The 15,282-nt window shown below is 71.8% G+C and carries 17 protein-coding genes; 6 read left to right on the top strand and 11 right to left on the bottom strand.

Going from position 1 to position 15,282, the window contains the following annotated elements; all coding sequences use genetic code 11:
* Positions 1–33: 33 nt before the first annotated feature.
* The gene (locus KALB_RS49105; protein WP_025355404.1) at positions 34–366 is read left to right on the top strand and encodes a carboxyl transferase domain-containing protein; all 333 of its coding nucleotides are present in this window, start codon (positions 34–36) and stop codon (positions 364–366) included.
* Between the two features lie 462 nt (positions 367–828).
* On the opposite strand, the gene KALB_RS09055 is transcribed toward KALB_RS49105, so the two are convergent.
* Both KALB_RS09055 and KALB_RS09050 read right to left on the bottom strand, forming a co-directional pair.
* Entirely contained in the window at positions 829–1,440 is a 612-nt protein-coding gene (locus KALB_RS09055; RefSeq protein ID WP_025355403.1) for a hypothetical protein, read from the bottom strand.
* A gap of 34 nt (positions 1,441–1,474) precedes the next feature.
* Complete coding sequence (locus KALB_RS09050; protein WP_025355402.1) at positions 1,475–1,978, bottom strand: DUF3145 domain-containing protein; 504 nt, start codon at positions 1,976–1,978, stop codon at positions 1,475–1,477.
* 268 nt (positions 1,979–2,246) lie between these two features.
* Between KALB_RS09050 and KALB_RS09045 the strand changes: the two genes are divergently transcribed.
* A complete protein-coding gene (locus tag KALB_RS09045) occupies positions 2,247–3,575 on the top strand; it encodes a hypothetical protein (protein WP_025355401.1) in 1,329 nt (442 codons plus the stop codon).
* Here the strand turns inward: KALB_RS09045 and KALB_RS09040 are convergent.
* Entirely contained in the window at positions 3,565–4,743 is a 1,179-nt protein-coding gene (locus KALB_RS09040) for an alpha/beta fold hydrolase (protein ID WP_025355400.1), read from the bottom strand. The genes KALB_RS09045 and KALB_RS09040 overlap by 11 nt on opposite strands.
* Positions 4,744–4,802: 59 nt before the next feature.
* Between KALB_RS09040 and KALB_RS09035 the strand changes: the two genes are divergently transcribed.
* The gene (locus tag KALB_RS09035) at positions 4,803–5,495 is read left to right on the top strand and encodes a TetR/AcrR family transcriptional regulator (RefSeq protein ID WP_025355399.1); all 693 of its coding nucleotides are present in this window, start codon (positions 4,803–4,805) and stop codon (positions 5,493–5,495) included.
* On the opposite strand, the gene KALB_RS09030 is transcribed toward KALB_RS09035, so the two are convergent.
* From KALB_RS09030 to KALB_RS09000, 7 genes are all read right to left on the bottom strand, one after another.
* Positions 5,492–6,103, bottom strand: a complete 612-nt coding sequence (locus tag KALB_RS09030; RefSeq protein WP_025355398.1) for an FMN-binding negative transcriptional regulator — start codon at positions 6,101–6,103, stop codon at positions 5,492–5,494. The genes KALB_RS09035 and KALB_RS09030 overlap by 4 nt on opposite strands.
* A gap of 4 nt (positions 6,104–6,107) precedes the next feature.
* Positions 6,108–7,139 (bottom strand): serine/threonine-protein kinase, encoded by a 1,032-nt coding sequence (locus KALB_RS09025; RefSeq protein WP_025355397.1) that lies wholly within the window; start codon positions 7,137–7,139, stop codon positions 6,108–6,110.
* A 16-nt stretch (positions 7,140–7,155) separates the two neighbouring features.
* Positions 7,156–8,535: a dihydrolipoyl dehydrogenase family protein gene (locus tag KALB_RS09020; protein ID WP_201771895.1), complete on the bottom strand. Its 1,380-nt coding sequence runs from the start codon at positions 8,533–8,535 to the stop codon at positions 7,156–7,158.
* A gap of 234 nt (positions 8,536–8,769) precedes the next feature.
* On the bottom strand, positions 8,770–9,525 hold the full coding sequence (locus tag KALB_RS09015; RefSeq protein ID WP_030111012.1) for an SDR family NAD(P)-dependent oxidoreductase: 756 nt from the start codon (positions 9,523–9,525) through the stop codon (positions 8,770–8,772).
* Between the two features lie 57 nt (positions 9,526–9,582).
* Positions 9,583–10,161 (bottom strand): TetR/AcrR family transcriptional regulator, encoded by a 579-nt coding sequence (locus KALB_RS09010; RefSeq protein ID WP_025355394.1) that lies wholly within the window; start codon positions 10,159–10,161, stop codon positions 9,583–9,585.
* Positions 10,162–10,193: 32 nt separating this feature from the next.
* The gene (locus tag KALB_RS09005) at positions 10,194–11,189 is read right to left on the bottom strand and encodes a D-cysteine desulfhydrase family protein (RefSeq protein WP_025355393.1); all 996 of its coding nucleotides are present in this window, start codon (positions 11,187–11,189) and stop codon (positions 10,194–10,196) included.
* Between the two features lie 19 nt (positions 11,190–11,208).
* Complete coding sequence (locus KALB_RS09000; RefSeq protein WP_236650208.1) at positions 11,209–11,850, bottom strand: TetR/AcrR family transcriptional regulator; 642 nt, start codon at positions 11,848–11,850, stop codon at positions 11,209–11,211.
* A gap of 272 nt (positions 11,851–12,122) precedes the next feature.
* Between KALB_RS09000 and trpS the strand changes: the two genes are divergently transcribed.
* A complete protein-coding gene (gene trpS, locus KALB_RS08995) occupies positions 12,123–13,181 on the top strand; it encodes a tryptophan--tRNA ligase (RefSeq protein WP_025355391.1) in 1,059 nt (352 codons plus the stop codon).
* Positions 13,182–13,229: 48 nt separating this feature from the next.
* On the opposite strand, the gene KALB_RS08990 is transcribed toward trpS, so the two are convergent.
* Positions 13,230–14,219: a sigma-70 family RNA polymerase sigma factor gene (locus KALB_RS08990; protein ID WP_025355390.1), complete on the bottom strand. Its 990-nt coding sequence runs from the start codon at positions 14,217–14,219 to the stop codon at positions 13,230–13,232.
* A gap of 137 nt (positions 14,220–14,356) precedes the next feature.
* Between KALB_RS08990 and KALB_RS08985 the strand changes: the two genes are divergently transcribed.
* Together KALB_RS08985 and KALB_RS08980 are read left to right on the top strand one after the other, a co-directional pair.
* A complete protein-coding gene (locus KALB_RS08985) occupies positions 14,357–14,758 on the top strand; it encodes a DoxX family protein (RefSeq protein WP_025355389.1) in 402 nt (133 codons plus the stop codon).
* A 29-nt stretch (positions 14,759–14,787) separates the two neighbouring features.
* Entirely contained in the window at positions 14,788–15,189 is a 402-nt protein-coding gene (locus KALB_RS08980) for a VOC family protein (RefSeq protein ID WP_025355388.1), read from the top strand.
* Positions 15,190–15,282: the final 93 nt, after the last annotated feature.

Below are 15,282 nucleotides of genomic sequence, written 5' to 3'. Positions count from 1 at the left end.
CGGCTGGCGCGGTCGCTGGACGCCGACTCGCCGGTGCCGCTGCGGCCCTTCGGCTCCTCTGGCGTGCTGGCCGTGCGGGGGCGCGTCGACGGCGCGCAGGTGGTCGCGCACTGCACCTGCGGCACCAGGATGGGCGGTGCGATGGGGTCGGAGGGCTGCCGCCACCTCGTCGAGGCCTTCGACCTCGCGGTGCGCGAGCGCTGCCCGGTGATCGGGCTGTGGCACTGCGGCGGTGCCCGGCTCGTCGAGGGGGTCGAGGCCCTCGACGGTGTCGGGCAGACGTCCGCGGCGGTGGTGCGCGCCTCCGGCCGGGTCCCGCATTTCTCGGGCCCGCGGCCGGTGGTGCCGCCCACGGGCAAGCGCTGACCGATGTGGTGATCGTGTCCGCGGACGGCAGCCGGGGGTCGTCACCGGAGCGGGCGTGGGGCTGGTGGGGGCCTCGTCGTCCACCTACATCCATCCCCCGCCGCTCCCTGGGGGGCGACCCCGATACCAGTCTACCGCCCGCACCCCCTAGTTGATCTTGACGAGGGTCCAGGTGTGGACAACCCGGCGGGTGTGCACAGGTCGGCGCCCCGCAGCGGCTCGGCGGCGCGGATCGGCAGGTCAGGCCGTGTCAAGGGGCAGTTCGTGGGCACGACATGTCAGGAAGGTGCCGTTGAGGACGTTGGACGTCCCAAAGGGCACCTTCCTGACGGGTCCACCCTGGGCCGGGCAGCGCCGCCGATGTCAGGAAGGTGCCGTTCAGGACGCTGAACGCCGCGAACGGCACCTTCCTGACATCGGGAGGCGGGCCGGGCGTGCACCACTACCGCCAATGCCCCCGGCTCACTGGCAGATGCGGACCTGGGGGAAGAGGTTGGCGGTGCCCGCGTCGATGACCAGGTTGCCCTGCTCCCACACCATGGACCAGACGATCCACCACTGGTTGCAGTCCGAGGGGGCCTTGGTGGGCGCCTTCTTCACGGCCTGGTGGCTGGTGAAGTTGACCATCGCGATGACCGAGTCGCTGCCGTCGTGCGCGGGGTTGATGCGCTCGACCACCATGGCGGTGTCCTGCGTGGTGTCGTAGTCGAACTTCCAGGCGGCCTCGGGTTTGCTCTGGCCGAGCCGGTAGCTGACGGTCTTCAACCAGTTCTGGTAGTCGCGGTCGTTGATCGAGTCGAAGAAGCGCTGGGCCGTGCGCCGCACCTGGTCGTGCACCGGACTGCTCTGCGCGTCGCGGGTCATGACCACGGTCCGGCTCTTCGGGTCGACTGCGGGCGCCCCGGTATCGCTGGGCTCAGCCGTGTTGGTGGTGGAGTGCCCGCCGGGCGCCGTGGCGCCGACGGCGTAGAACTGCCGCGCGGCGAAGCCGCCGACCACCGAGCAGACGAGTATCAGCCCGACCACCGGGATCAGCCAGTGGCCGGTCCTGCGGGGGTGCTGTGGTGCCGACACGCCGACGAGCCTGCCATGGACAGGTGAAAAACGCTCACCCGACCCGGTGCAACCAGGTCACCGGGGCACCGTCCCCGGCCCTGCGGAACGGCTCCAGCGCATCGTCCCAGGGCTTGCCAAGCAGGCTGTCCACCCCGTGCGCGAAGGACTCCCCACCGCGGCTGCCCGAGGCGAGCGCGCGCAGCTGGTCCTCGGTGACCACGATGTCCCCGTTGGCGCTGGTGCGGGAGTGCCACAGGCCGATGCCCGGCGCGAAGCAGAACCGCTCCCCGTCGGTGCCGGGACTGGGGTCCTCGGTCACCTCGAAGCGCAGCATCGGCCACGCCTTGAGCGCACCGGCCAGGGAGCTGCCCGTACCGGCCTCGCCCGTCCAGGCGCATTCGGCACGCAACTGCCCCGGCAGTGCGGGCTGTGCCGCCCACCGCAGATCCGCCCGGACCCCGAGGGTGCCAGAAATGGCCCACTCGACGTGCGGACAGACCGCGGACGGCGACGAGTGGACGTACACAACGCCACTGGTGCTGCCCCGGTTGTTCACTGCTGACCTCCGCACTCGACGAGGGACGTCTTCCCCTACGCCCTGTCTCGCGTGACGATCACCAGCGGATCAACCTGATGCGCCATTCTGCCCCGGGCGGAGCTCCGTTCGCCACCGGAACTACAGGCTCGTTACCCAGAGATCACCCTCGCGTGGGGTTCCGACACAGGTGACGCCGATCACAGCACCACCTTCACCCTGTCGTGTCCACACGTTCTGGTGAGACACCGCTACGGTGAGCCCCTGAGTCAAGTTCCGGAGGTGAGCCGTGCGCCTGGTGCGGCTGGGCGAGGCCACGTCGAAGGTGGCCGCCGACCTGAAGGCCGCGCTCGCGGCGTGGGGCAGCGGGGACACCATCCTGGGCGGTGTCGCGCTGCTGGGTTACCAGCCGCCGGGGCACCCCAGGCCGGTGGACGCGGTGCTGGTGCTGCCGGGGGCGGTGCTCGTGGTGGTGGGTGTGGACCTGCCCGACCCCGCGCTCAAGCTGGACGCCCCGCTGTCCGGGCAGTGGCGCATCGACGGCTGGCCACTGGTCAGCCCGACCGGCACGGTCAACCCGGCCTCCGAGGCGGTGACGGCCACGGCCGCGATCACCGCGCACCTGCGGCCGGTGCTGGGCGAGTCGGCGCGGCTGGGGGTGATCGTCGCGGTGGGGCCCTACGTCTCCGAGGTGACCCAGCCCGAGGAGGACCTCGCCGGGGGCGCACGGGTGCTGCACCCGAAGCCGTCGACCCTGCTGACCTGCGCGCAGGAACTGGCGACCGGGCCGAGCATGAGCGCCGCGCGGGCGGCTGCCGTGCTGGCCGCGCTGCACCCGGACGCGCCCACCGGGGACCTGGCCGCCGAGGGCTTCGCGGAGCAGGAGCAGGAACAGGAGGCGGTCGAGGCCGCGGCGGCGCCCAAGCAGCGCCAGGACAAGTCCCGCCAGGACAGGCAGCGGCCGGAGAAGTCCCGTGGTGAGACGGCTCGTCCGGAACCGCAGCTGCCGCCCGTTCCCGCGCCCGCCAAGGCCGAACAGAAGACGGGCACGGGCAAGCCGCGCAAGTGGTTGCCGATTGGTGCGGCCGCCGCCGTGGTGGTGCTGATCGGCGCGGGCATAGTGGCGGCGCTGGTGACTGGCAGCTCCTCCCGCGCTGTGCAGCCGCAGACGGCCACTGTGGACGGCACCAACTACACCCGCGCCGACTCCACCCAGGACGGCACGGGCTGCGGCCAGCACTCCTACGGGGACCTCCAGGTGTGGCTGGGCGCCCACCCGTGCGCGGACCTGCGGCGGTGGAGCTACAGCGCGGAGGTCAACGGGCGCAGCGCGGCCCTGGCCGTGGCCGAGGTGGGCTTCGCGGACGCCAAGGTGGCCGAGCAGTTCCGCGCGGCGGCGGCGAAACCGGGCGGCGGCGGGATCGCCGACCTGGTGCGGGAGGGCCGGGGCTGGCCGGGCGGACCGTCCTCCTTCGAGCGGGCGGCGTTCAGCAGCGCGCAGACCGGCACCAAGGTGCGGCTGGTGGAGGCGGTGTGGGCCAGCGGGGCCAGTTCCCCGGAGGACGCCGAGCTGACCGCGCTCACCAAGCGCACCCTGAGCCTGCCGCTCACCGACTGAGGCAGGTGCTCGGCGCGGGCGAGCCGCCCGCGAACCGGTCCCTGATCCACCGCACGAGGTCGGCGGAGGCCTGGTCCAGCACGGACTCGTGGTCGCCGGGGTACTGGTGGTACGCCACCGGCGTGCCCTGACCGCACTGCTCGGCGACCACCGGCGCGATGGTGGACGCGGCGACGTCCTGGTCGGTGGCACCCGAGGCGACGAACAGCGGCCCGGCGAGCGGGGCGGTGGAGTACCGGTTGCCCACCAGGAACTGGCTGACGGCCGGGTTGTGCGACCAGTCGGCGCGCAGCAACTGCCTGGGCGTGCCCGTGCCGGACAGCACCCTGCCCACGCTCCAACAGCCCGCGTGCAGGTACTGGTCGTAGTCGCGCATGCCCGCCTCGCTGAGCATGTCCATGGGCTGGAATCCCGGGTGCTGCAAGGCGATCGAGCTGGCCACGTAGGCCAGGTACTGACCCTGCCCCTGGTTGTCCTGGACGGTCTGCTGAAGGCGGTCGTACGGGGTGACGGGGGCGAGCGCCACCGAACCGAGGAACTGGCCGACCGGCTCGGCGACCTGTTGCCGCGCCACGCCCCAGGCCGTCTGGCCGCCCTGGGAGTGGCCGACCACGACCCAGCGATCCCCCAGTCCCGCAACGGCTTTGCGGGCCGCGGCCACGGAGTACCGCACGTCGTTGGCGTTGGCGGTCAGGGTGAGGTACTCGTGCCCGCTGCCAGCGCCCAGCCCCGAGTAGTCCGTGGCGACCACGGCGAAGCCCTGCCTGAGCCAGTTGGCGACGAACTCCCCGTAGTACAGGTCCTTCATCAGGCTGGGCGCGCACTGCTGTGCCACGCCGCTCGTGCCGTGCGCCCAGGCGATGACCGGCCAGCCGCCGCTGGGTGGTGCACCGGCCGGGGTCAGCACCGCGGCGGAGGCCGCGACCGGTTTGCCCTGCGCGGAACGCGAGTCGTAGACCAGGCGCGTGCCCACGGCGCCCTCGGGCAGTGCCCAGCCGGTGAACCGCTCGGCGCGCAGCGGGGTGCCGGGGGCGGCCGAGTCCGGTGCGGTGTCGTAGAACGCCGCACGCGGCAGGGCGTTGGCGGCTTCGGCGGCCTTCGCCTGCGCGAGGGCGTCCGGTGTGGAGCACGCCGTCAGCAGGAGCACCAGCAGGGCGAGTCGTTTCATGGCGTCCATGAAAGGCAGTGCCCGCACTTGGGTCAACGGTGTTGACATAAGCTCGGCGAGTGACCAGCAGCCGTGTCGGGTCCGCCCGCCGTCGCCGCCGTCCGACCCGTGGCGGACAGGTGCTGTCCGAGGACCTGATCGTGGACACCTCCCTGCGGCTGATCGAACTGCACGGGGCCGAGGGCCTGTCGATGCGCAGGCTCGGCGCGGCGCTCGGGGCCGACGCCACCGCCGTGTACCGGTACTTCGCGAACAAGCACCAGCTGCTGCTGGCCCTCGCCGACGAGCTGATCGGCCGGACCTTCGCCGGGTTCGAGCCGACCGGCCAGTGGCAGCGGGACCTGCGGACCCTCGCGGGGTTGATCCACGGCGTGAACCTGGCGCACCCGCGGGCGGCGGCCGTGGTCACCGCACGGGTGACGGGCCGCCCGCACGAACTGGCCGCCGTGGAGACGATCATCGGCATCCTGCGCGGCGCGGGCTTCACCCCGGCGCGGGCCGTGCGCCACTACCACTGCTTCATCAGCCTGGTACTGGCGTTCTCGGCGCTGGACTCGGCGATGTGCAGCGGGGACAAGGCCGAACTCGCCGCGGAGACGGCCACCTGGCGCGAGGTCTACCGGGAGCTGCCCGCCGGGCAGTACCCGAACATCGCGGAGGGGGCGGACCTCCTCGTGGCGCAGATGCGGCACAGCCCGTTCGAGGCGACCGTGGAGCTGTTCCTGTCCGCGCTGGCGGCGCGGTTGGACTAGCCGCGCCGGGTCAGGTGCCCGCGAGCCTCGGCGTCGAGGAAGCCGTTCCGCTCGCGCAGCCGCTCGGAGATCCGCGCGCGGTCGGCCTCGGACCTGTTGCCGCCGTACTTGAACTTGGCGCGCACCGCGGTGACGGTCAGCTCGATGCCGCGGATCCCCTTGAGCAGGCGCTCATCCGGGGTCACCGGGTGCCGGCCGCTGCCGGGTTCGAAGTGCGCGAGCTGGGCGTTGAGCAGTTCGGCCTTGACCGCGGGATCGTCCAGCACGCGCACGTCGCACTCCAGGTGCACGGCGGCGTAGTACGAGGTGGGCACGCCCTGGGCCGGATCGGTGTCCTCGGCGGCGTTCCAGGCGGCGGGCACGTAGGTGTAGTCCCCGGTCACGGCGAGCAGCGCGCGGGGGTGTTCGTCCAGGGCGTGCCACACGGGGTTGGGCCGCGCGAGGTGCAGCAGCACGGTGCGCTCCCCGTCGTAGCGGAAGTGCGTGGGCACGACCACCGGCAGGTCGCGCCCCGCGCCGGGGGCGATCAGCTGGCCGAAGTCGTGTGTGGACAACCAGTCCCGCCACTCGGTGTCGTGCTGGGCGGCGTCCCAGGGGTGGATCAGCACGGGCTCACCGGGTCCTGGTGTCGGCCGCCTGTTCCAGCGGGGACACCACCGGGATCGGGGTGTAGGCCTGCGGGGTGGCGGTGGTGGTGTTCTGCTGGGGTTCCACGGAGTGCTGCTCCTCGCTGCCGTGCGGCTGGGCCAGCAGCAGGGCGGCGAGCGCCAGGGCTCCGATGGCGGCCACGGCTATCGTGCGGCGTCTTCGCAGCTGCGGCACGGAAAGCACGCCGGTGCGGGTGGTCAACCGCTGCGCCACATCGCTCAGTCGCGTGGCGCAGGACCGTGCGCTGGGCCGGTCCTCGGGCTCGGCCCTGGTCATGGCGACCAGTGCGGCCGCGAGCGGGGCGGGCAGGTCGGCGGGGATGCGGGGCGGGCGGGTGAGCCGGGCCAGGGCGGCCTCCACGCGCGGGCCCTCGTACTCCAACTCGCCGGTCAGGCACTCCAGCAGCACCAGGCCCAGCGCGTAGACGTCGGCGGCGGGGCCGACCGGCTCGCCGCGCACCTGCTCGGGCGCCAGGTACGCGGCGGTGCCGACGATCTGCCCGGTGGGCGAGACGGCGGTGGCGTCCACGGCCCTGGCGAAGCCGAAGTCGGCCAGGTGCGGGGCCCCGTCGGAGTCCAGCAGGATGTTGGAGGGCTTGACGTCGCGGTGCACCACGCCCCTGGCGTGCACGTAGGTCAGCGCCTGGGCCAGGGTGGCGCCCAGCTCGGCCACCTCGGCGGGGCCCAGCGGCTGGTCGCAGAGCCGGTCGAGCAGGGTGGCCCCGTCGACCAGCTCCATGACCAGGTAGGCGCGGTCCCCGTCGGTGCCCGCGTCGAACAGCTTGACCAGGCCGGGGTGGCGCAGGGTGCCCAGGACCCTGGCCTCCTGGGCGAACCGGCGCCGGCCCACCTCGTCCAGGGTCGGCCGGAACAGCTTGACGGCCACCAACCGGTTCAGCCGGACGTCGACGGCCCGGTACACCCGCGCGACGCCGCCCTCACCGAGCAGCGCGCCAAGCCGGTACCTGCCCGCGAGCAGGTCCTGTTCCTGCCTCATGTCCCCGTCCCCACCACTACAGCCCGTACGCCTCCAGCAGGCGCAGCCACACCTCGCTGATCGTCGGGTATGACGGAACAGCGTGCCAGAGCCGATCGACTGGGACCGCGCCGACCACCGCGACGGTCGCCGAGTGCAGCAGTTCGGCCACGTCCTGGCCCACGAAGGTGACGCCGACCAGCACACGGCGGTCCTCGTCGACCACCATGCGCGCCTTGCCCCGGTAGCCGTCGGCGTGCAGTGAGGACCCGGCGACCGCGATGTCAAGGTCCACAACCCTGGTCCGCAGCCCGTCCTTCGCCGCCTGTTCGGCGGTGCGGCCGACGAAGGCCACCTCGGGGTCGGTGAAGACCACCTGCGGCACGGCGGCGTGGTCGGCGGTGGACACGAGCGGGCTCCACGGCGAGGTGTCGACCGCACCGCCCCTGGCGCGCGCGGCGATGACGTCACCCACGGCCCTGGCCTGGTACTTGCCCTGGTGGGTCAGCGGCGCGCGGCCGTTGACGTCACCCGCGGCGTAGAGCCACTGACCGTCCACACCCTCGACCAGCCCGGTGTCGTCGCAGGTGAGCGGGCTGCCGGGGTTGAGGCCGACCAGGTCCACCCCGATGTCGGCGGTGGCCGGGCGGCGGCCGGTGGCCACGAGCAGTTCCTGGGCGGACACGGTGGAGCCGTCGGAGAGCGCGAGCCGGACCTGGCCGTCCACCTGGGACACCGCCTGGCCGGAGACCCCGGTGAGCACGCGCACCCCGTCCTCGGCCAGGCCCTGCGCCACCAGCTCGCCCACGAAGGGCTCCTGGCGAGGCAGCGGCCGGTCCTGGGAGACCACCAGCGTCACCTCGGCGCCCAGCCTGGCCCAGGCCTGGGCCATCTCCACGCCGACCACGCCGCCGCCGAGCACCGCCAGGCTGGTGGGCACCGACTTGGCCGAGGTCGCCTCGCGGGAGGACCAGGTCCGCACGGTGTCGATGCCCTCGATCGGCGGGGTGAAGGGCACGCTGCCGGTGCTCACCACCACGGCGTGCCGCGCGGTGAGCAGCCGGTCGCCGACCGACACCTGGCGCTCGCCCGCGATGCGCCCGTGGCCGCGGACCACCGTGATGCCCGCGCCCTCCGCCCAGGAGACCTGGCCGGAGTCGTCCCAGTGGGAGGTGAACGAGTCGCGCCTGGCCAGCACCGCGGCCGGGTCGAGCCGGTCGCCGACGGGCACCCCTGGCAGCCGCCGCGCGGCCGCCAGGGCGTGGCCGGGTCGCAGCAGCGCCTTGCTGGGCATGCACGCCCAGTACGAGCACTCACCGCCCACCAGTTCGTGCTCCACCAGCGCCGCGGTCAGGCCCCCGCGCACCGCGCGCGCCGCCACGTTCTCGCCGACCGGCCCGCCGCCGATCACCACCACATCGAAGGATTCGCTCGGCGCAGCGCTTCGCGCCGGCCCTGTGCCCAATGGTTCGCTCGCAAGCTCGCTCACCGCCCAAGCCCACACCAGCCGCCCACCCGGAGCAAGCCGAGGCGTACCGGAAGCGCCGACACACCGCACGGGAACGTCCGACACGCGCCGCCCCACCCCGCGTGTCGGCGCTTCCGGTACCGCGTGTTCGACGTTCCGGTACCGCGTGTTTGCGCTTCCCGCTCAGAGCGAGGAGGCGCCGTCGAGCACCACGTCCTGGCCGGTGACGTAGCTGGCCTGGTCGGAGGCCAGCCAGAGCACGGCCTCGGCGATCTCCTCGGCGGAACCGATCCGCCCGACCGGCACGGTCTCGGCCACCCGCTGGTCCCGCTGCTGCGCGGTCTCGCCCGGCTGCTGCGACATCGGGCCGCCCACCGCACCGGGCGACACGGCGTTGATCCGCACCTTGTCGGCGGCGTGCTCCAGGGCGGCCCCCTTGGTCAGCGCCAGCACGGCGGCCTTCGCGGCCCCGTACACGGTGGTGCCCGGCACGGACTTGTACGCGCCCAGCACCGAGGACATGTTCACGATCGCGCCGCCGCCCTGCCGCACCATCTGCGGGATCTGGTGCTTGAGCGCCAGCCAGGTGCCCTTGACGTTGGTGGCCAGCACCTCGTCCACCGTGGCGGAGTCCAGCTCGACCAGCGGGCCGGCGCCCAGCACGCCCGCGTTGTTGAACGCCACGTCCAGCCGCCCGTGGTGGGCCAGCACGGTGTCGATCACGCGGCGCACGTCCTCCTCCACGGCCACGTCTGCCGTGACGACCAGCGCCTTGCCGCCCGCGGCCTCGATGGCCGAGGCCGTCTCGGCGAGCGTGTCGGCGGAACGGCCGGTCAGCACGACCGAGGCCCCCTCGGCGGCGAAGGCCAGGGCGGCGGCCCGGCCCAGCCCGCTGCCCGCACCGCTGACCAGCACGACCTTGTCGGTGAAGCGAGACATCAAGCACTCCCCATAATCGAACGATCATTCCAGTATTACGGCAGAACTCAGGAGCCCTCAGCCCAGCACGGACAGGGCCTGGTCGACGGCATCGGTCAGGCGTTGCCGGTCGGGGGTCTTGGCGATCACCCGGATGCCCTGCAACAGCGTGAGCAGGAACCGGGCCAGCGCCCGCGGATCGGCACCCTCCGCCAGCTCACCCTGGGCCCGCGCCCTGGTCAGCGCCATCGCGAGCGCGGTCTCCAGCTGGTCGAGGCTCGCCTCCACCAGTCTCGCCAGCTCGCGGTCCCCCGGCAGGCACTCCACCGCGGTGTTGGTCACCAGGCAACCCTTGCGGTCCGGGTCGGCCAGCGACTGCTCGGCGAAGGTCCGCACCAGTCGGCGCACCGCGGGCAGCGCGGGCCCCGACCGTCCGAGCAGGTCGAGCACCTGCCCGCCGGCGTCCTCGCCGTAACGGGCCAGCGCCGCGGTGTAGAGCTCGTGCTTGCTGCCGAAGGTGGCGTAGATGCTGGCCCGGCCGATGCCCAGGTGGTCGACGAGGTCCTGCATGGACGTGGCCTCGTAGCCCTTGCGCCAGAACAGGTCCACCGCGGCGCGCAGTGCGGCGTCGGGGTCGAACTCCTTGGTCCTGGCCATAGGTACGACGGTAGTCGAACTAGAACGATCGGTCAAGATTGCAGGGCGGCCAGCGCTTCCGGGGCGTAGCCGAACAGCCCGGGCAGGCCCCCGGTGTGCAGGAACAGCACGGTCTGCCCCGCGTCGATCGAGCCCTCGGCCACGGCCATCAGCAGCTCGGCGGCGGCCTTGCCGGTGTAGACGGGGTCCAGGGTGATGCCCTCGGTGCGGCCGAACGCGGCCAGCGCCTGCCAGACCTGATCGGTCGGCACGCCGTAGCCGGGACCGACCGCGCGGTCGAGGACCCGCACCCGGTCCAGCGGCGGCACGGGCACGCCGAGCACCTCGCAGGTCTGGTCCACCAGCAGCCGCAGCTGGGTCCACGCCTGCGCACTGGCCCGCGACACGCTGACCAGGTCGATCTCGACCTCCCAGCCCAGCATGGCGATGCCCACGACCAGCCCGGCAGCGGTGCCCGCACTGCCCAGCGGCACGACCAGCCGGGTCGGCCAGCCGCCGCGCTCCGCGCACTGCTCCACGAGTTCCGCGGCGGCGGCCACGTAACCCAGTGCACCGACCCCGTCGGACCCACCGACGGGGATCAGCCTCGTGCGCCCGGAGTCGGCGAGCAGCTCGGCTCGACGCTGCTCGGCCTGTTCGGCGGTGTCCAGCACGTGCACCCGCGCCCCGTAGAGCCGGTCCAGCAGCAGGTTGCCCGAGCCCTCGTAGTGCTCCCCGGACCTGGGCACCTCCCTGACCAGCACCAGCTCACAGCGCAGGCCCAGCGCAGCGCAGGCAGCGGCGGTCTGCCTGCCGTGATTGGTCTGCAGCGCACCCGAGGTGATCACCGTGTCGACGCCGTCGGCCAGCGCACGCCCGAGCAGGAACTCCAGCTTGCGCAGCTTGTTGCCACCGACGCCAAGACCGTTCACGTCGTCCCGCTTGACCAGCACCGTCGGCCCACCGAGCCGGGCCGACAGGCGCGGACAGTCCTGGAGCGGCGTAGGCCACTGTCCTAATCGGACACGAGGGAACCTCGACAGGTCCACGCCACACTCCGCCTTCCGACTACTCCTGGTCGAGCACCTTGGCCAACACAGTAACCACGACCTCCTGCGCGCCCGCGATCAGCTGCTTGCGCTGGCGTGCCGGACCGCGCTCGGCCAGGCGCAACAGCGCTCCGCCGGACTCCACGGCCATCTGGAAGGCCAGCTTGTAGGCCGCGCTGCGCCGGATCCGGTACCTGGTGGCGAACAACGCGCCCAGTTGGTCGGCGAGCACCCGGTGGTGGTCCTCCTCCGGGTCGACCAGGTGGTTGTCCAGCATGTCCACGAAGCCCACCCGGCCCAGCGAGGGGTCGCGGCGCCGGATGCGGTCGTACACCGCCAGAACACCGACAACGGTCTCCCGCCAGTCCTCCGGGGTGCCGTTGTCGAAGTACTGTTCCACTTCGGCGAGCAAGCGCTCGGTCCCGCGCAGGGCGAGCGCGCGCACGACGGAGCGCTTGTCCGGGAAGTACTGGTAGAACGAGCCGATCGGGATCCCGGCGGACTCCGCGATGCGCGCGGTGGTCACCGAGTCGTAGTCCCGGTCGGTCAGCAGCGCCTCGCACGCGTCGAGGATCGCTGTGACGGTGGCGGCGCCACGGGCCTGCACCGGCTGGCGGCGCATGAGCAGGCCCAGCCGACTTGAGTTCTGTTCATCCTGCACGGTTGGCATGTCCCTTCCGAGGGTCGCTCAGTAGGCAAAGATGCCTCAAGAACTGCCTGACGGAGCCATATTCACAGCGGACTGCCAGGTTCGAACGTTACTGGGAACACGCACCGCAAACCTTTGATCACCCCGCGCGAAACGCGCGGTCCGGTATTGGTCCACACGGGCGAACCCTGATCGCCGGTTCACCCCGGTGTCGCAGGACACGGGCACGCCCCGGTTCCGGTCCCCGTTGCCCGCGCGCACGGCCCGCCTGATTGACTTACCCCATGACCGAACGCCGCAGGATGCTCACCGGTGACCGACCGACCGGGAAGCTCCACCTGGGCCACTACGTCGGCAGCATCAGCAACCGGATCCGGCTGCAACGCGAGTACGACAGCTTCTTCATCATCGCCGACCTGCACATGCTCACGACCAAGAACACGGTCGAGGACATCGGCAAGGTCGCCGAGAACGCCAGGCACCTGGTGCTGGACTCGCTGTCGGCGGGCATCGACCCGGAGCACGCCACGTACTACCTGCAGTCCGCCGTGCCCGAGGTGTGCGAGCTGAACACGCTGTTCCAGAACCTGGTGACGGTGCCGAGGCTGGAGCGGATCCCGAGCCTGAAGGACATGGCCCGCGACGCGCACAAGGAGGAGATGCCCTACGGCCTGCTGGGATACCCCATCCTGCAGGCCGCGGACATCATGTGCGTGCGCTCCCACGTGTGCCCGGTGGGCAAGGACAACGCCCCGCACGTGGAGATCACCCGCGAGATCGCGCGCCGGTTCAACCACCTGTACGGCGAGGTCTTCCCGGTGGTGGAGCTGATCAACGCCGAGGTGCCGACCCTGGTGGGCACCGACGGGCAGGCGAAGATGAGCAAGAGCATCGGCAACGTGATCTACCTGTCCGACACCCCGGCCGAGGTGCGCAAGCGCGTGATGGGCATGTACACCGACCCCAACCGCGTGCGCGCCGACGTGCCGGGCACCGTGGAGGGCAACCCCGTGTTCGCCTACCACGACGCCTTCAACGACAACAAGGCGCAGGTCGAGGACCTCAAGACCCGCTACCGCGAGGGCAAGGTCGGCGACGTGGAGGTCAAGGAGAAGCTGGCCGAGGCGATCAACCGGTTCCTGGACCCGATGCGCGAGCGGCGGGCCAAGTACGAGGAGCAGAGCGGGCTGGTCGACCAGTTGATCGTGGAGGGCACCGAGCGGACCCGCCGCGAGGTGCAGGCCACGGTGTTCGCCGCGCGCAAGGCCATGGGCCTGACCGGGGCGTTCAACTCGATCCGCCGCAAGGCCGAGCGCGCGGCGAAGAAGGCCGCCACGCAGTGAGTGCCAGGAAAGTGCCGTTCGCGCCACCAGATGTCGCGAACGGCACTTTCATGACATCGGCAGTTCCAGGGGCAGGCCAAAGGTCTCGAACAGGCTCAGGTCGAAGAAGCTGGCCACGTGGCTCACGCCCTCGGCGGTCACGGTCAGCACCGGCAGGTTGAACGCGCGGTGCACGCCGTCCTCCCCGCGCATGTAGAGCCCGAACGCGGGCTGGCCGTTGGCGCTGGTGGGGATCAGCCGCATGTCCCCGGGTCCCTTGGCCGGGCACTGGGTGTCCACCAGCCGCGCGATGTTCTCCGGCCCCTGGTACCAAGACAGGAACGGCGGCATCTCCCAGACCGCGTCCTTGGTGAACAGGTCGATCATCGCCGCGATGTCCTTGCGCTCGAACGCGGCCACGTAGCGCTCCAGCAGTGCGGTGGTCTCCGCGGAGGTCGGCTCGGTGACCTCGTCCTGGCTGGGTGAGACCTGCTCCAACTGGGCGCGGGCACGCTGCAGGCTGCTGTTGACCGCCGCCGTGCTGGTGTCGAGCAGTTCGGCGACCTCGGCCGCCTTCCAGGCGAGCACGTCGCGCAGGATCAGCACCGCGCGCTGGCGGGGCGGCAGGTGCTGCAACGCCGCGATCAGCGCCAGCCGCACGCTCTCCCGCGAGGTGACGATCGAGGCCGGGTCGGTGGCGTCCAGCCCCACCGCGCTGTCGGGCACCGGCTCCAGCCACGGCACCTCGTTGCTCTCCACCAGCGGCTCGCCCGCCTGCGAACCGGGGTTGCCCAGCCCGGTGGGCATCGGCCGGCGGTTGCGGGTGTCCAGCGCGGTCAGGCAGACGTTGGTGGCGATCCGGTACAGCCAGGTGCGCATCGAGGAACGGCCCTCGAACTGGTGGTAGGAGCGCCAGGCCCGCAGGAAGGTCTCCTGCACCAGGTCCTCGGCGTCGTGCACCGAGCCGAGCATGCGGTAGCAGTGCGCGAGCAGCTCGCGGCGGTACGGGGCGATGACGCCCTCGAAGTCCTGGTCGGTGGGTGTGTCAGTGACGGTCACGACTGCCGGTCTCCTCCCCTTGACCCCAGTCCGCGCACAGTCTCCCCCACGAGGTGCCGCGGGACAACCGATGAGTTCCGGCGAGTCGGCGGGTCAGTACCGGTGACACCACGAGACCGCACGACAGGAGATCCACAATGGCCAGCACCGCGCTCCCCACCACCACCGGCCGCACCTGGCACCGCACCCTGCTGGTGCTACAGGTGGTCATGGCCCTGTTCTTCCTCGTCGCCGCCGCGGGGCCCAAGCTGCTCGGCCAGGAGTACGCCGTGCAGATGTTCGACCAGATGGGCTTCGGCCAGTGGCTGCGCTACCTGACCGGCGCGCTGGAACTGGCCGGGGCGATCGGCCTGCTCATCCCCCGGCTGGCCGGGCTGGCCGCGCTCGGCCTGGTCGGCGTGATGGTCGGGGCCACGCTGACCCAGGTCCTCGTGCTGGGCGCACCGGCCATGGCGTTCACCCCGGTGCTGTTCGGGCTGCTGCTGGCCCTGGTCGCCTGGGGCCGCTGGTCGGGAGTGCGCGCCCTGTTCACCCGCTGAGTCCCTTCCACGACAGGAGAAGCCCCGTCATGCGCATGATCTTCGTGAACCTGCCGGTGCGGGACCTCGCCGCGAGCAAGGAGTTCTTCACCGGGCTGGGGTTCGGCTTCAACGAGGACTACTGCGACGACAGCGCGGCGTGCATGGTCGTCGAGGACAACGTGTTCGTCATGCTGCTGGCCGAGCAGCGGTTCAGCGAGTTCGCCCCCGGGGAGGTCGCCGACCCGGACAGCACCGAGGTGCTGCTCTGCCTGTCCTGCGCCAGCAGGCAGGAGGTCGACGACCTCGCCGAGCGGGCGGCCGCCTCCGGTGGGCGGGTCACCAGGACCCTGGAGCAGGGCCCGATGTACGGCCGCAGCTTCACCGACCTGGACGGGCACTGCTGGGAACTGATGTCCATGACGCCACCAGGGCCCCTTGACACGGTCTGACCTGGGCGGGAGCCGCTGGCGGCGCACGGTTGTCCACAGCCGCCGAGTTGTCCACACGTGGATCTCCAGCAAGATCAACTAGGGGGCGGGGCG

This window comes from Kutzneria viridogrisea DSM 43870, assembly GCF_000525635.1.
Taxonomy (GTDB): domain Bacteria; phylum Actinomycetota; class Actinomycetes; order Mycobacteriales; family Pseudonocardiaceae; genus Kutzneria; species Kutzneria viridogrisea.
This window is presented reverse-complemented; position numbering and strand designations above follow the sequence as displayed.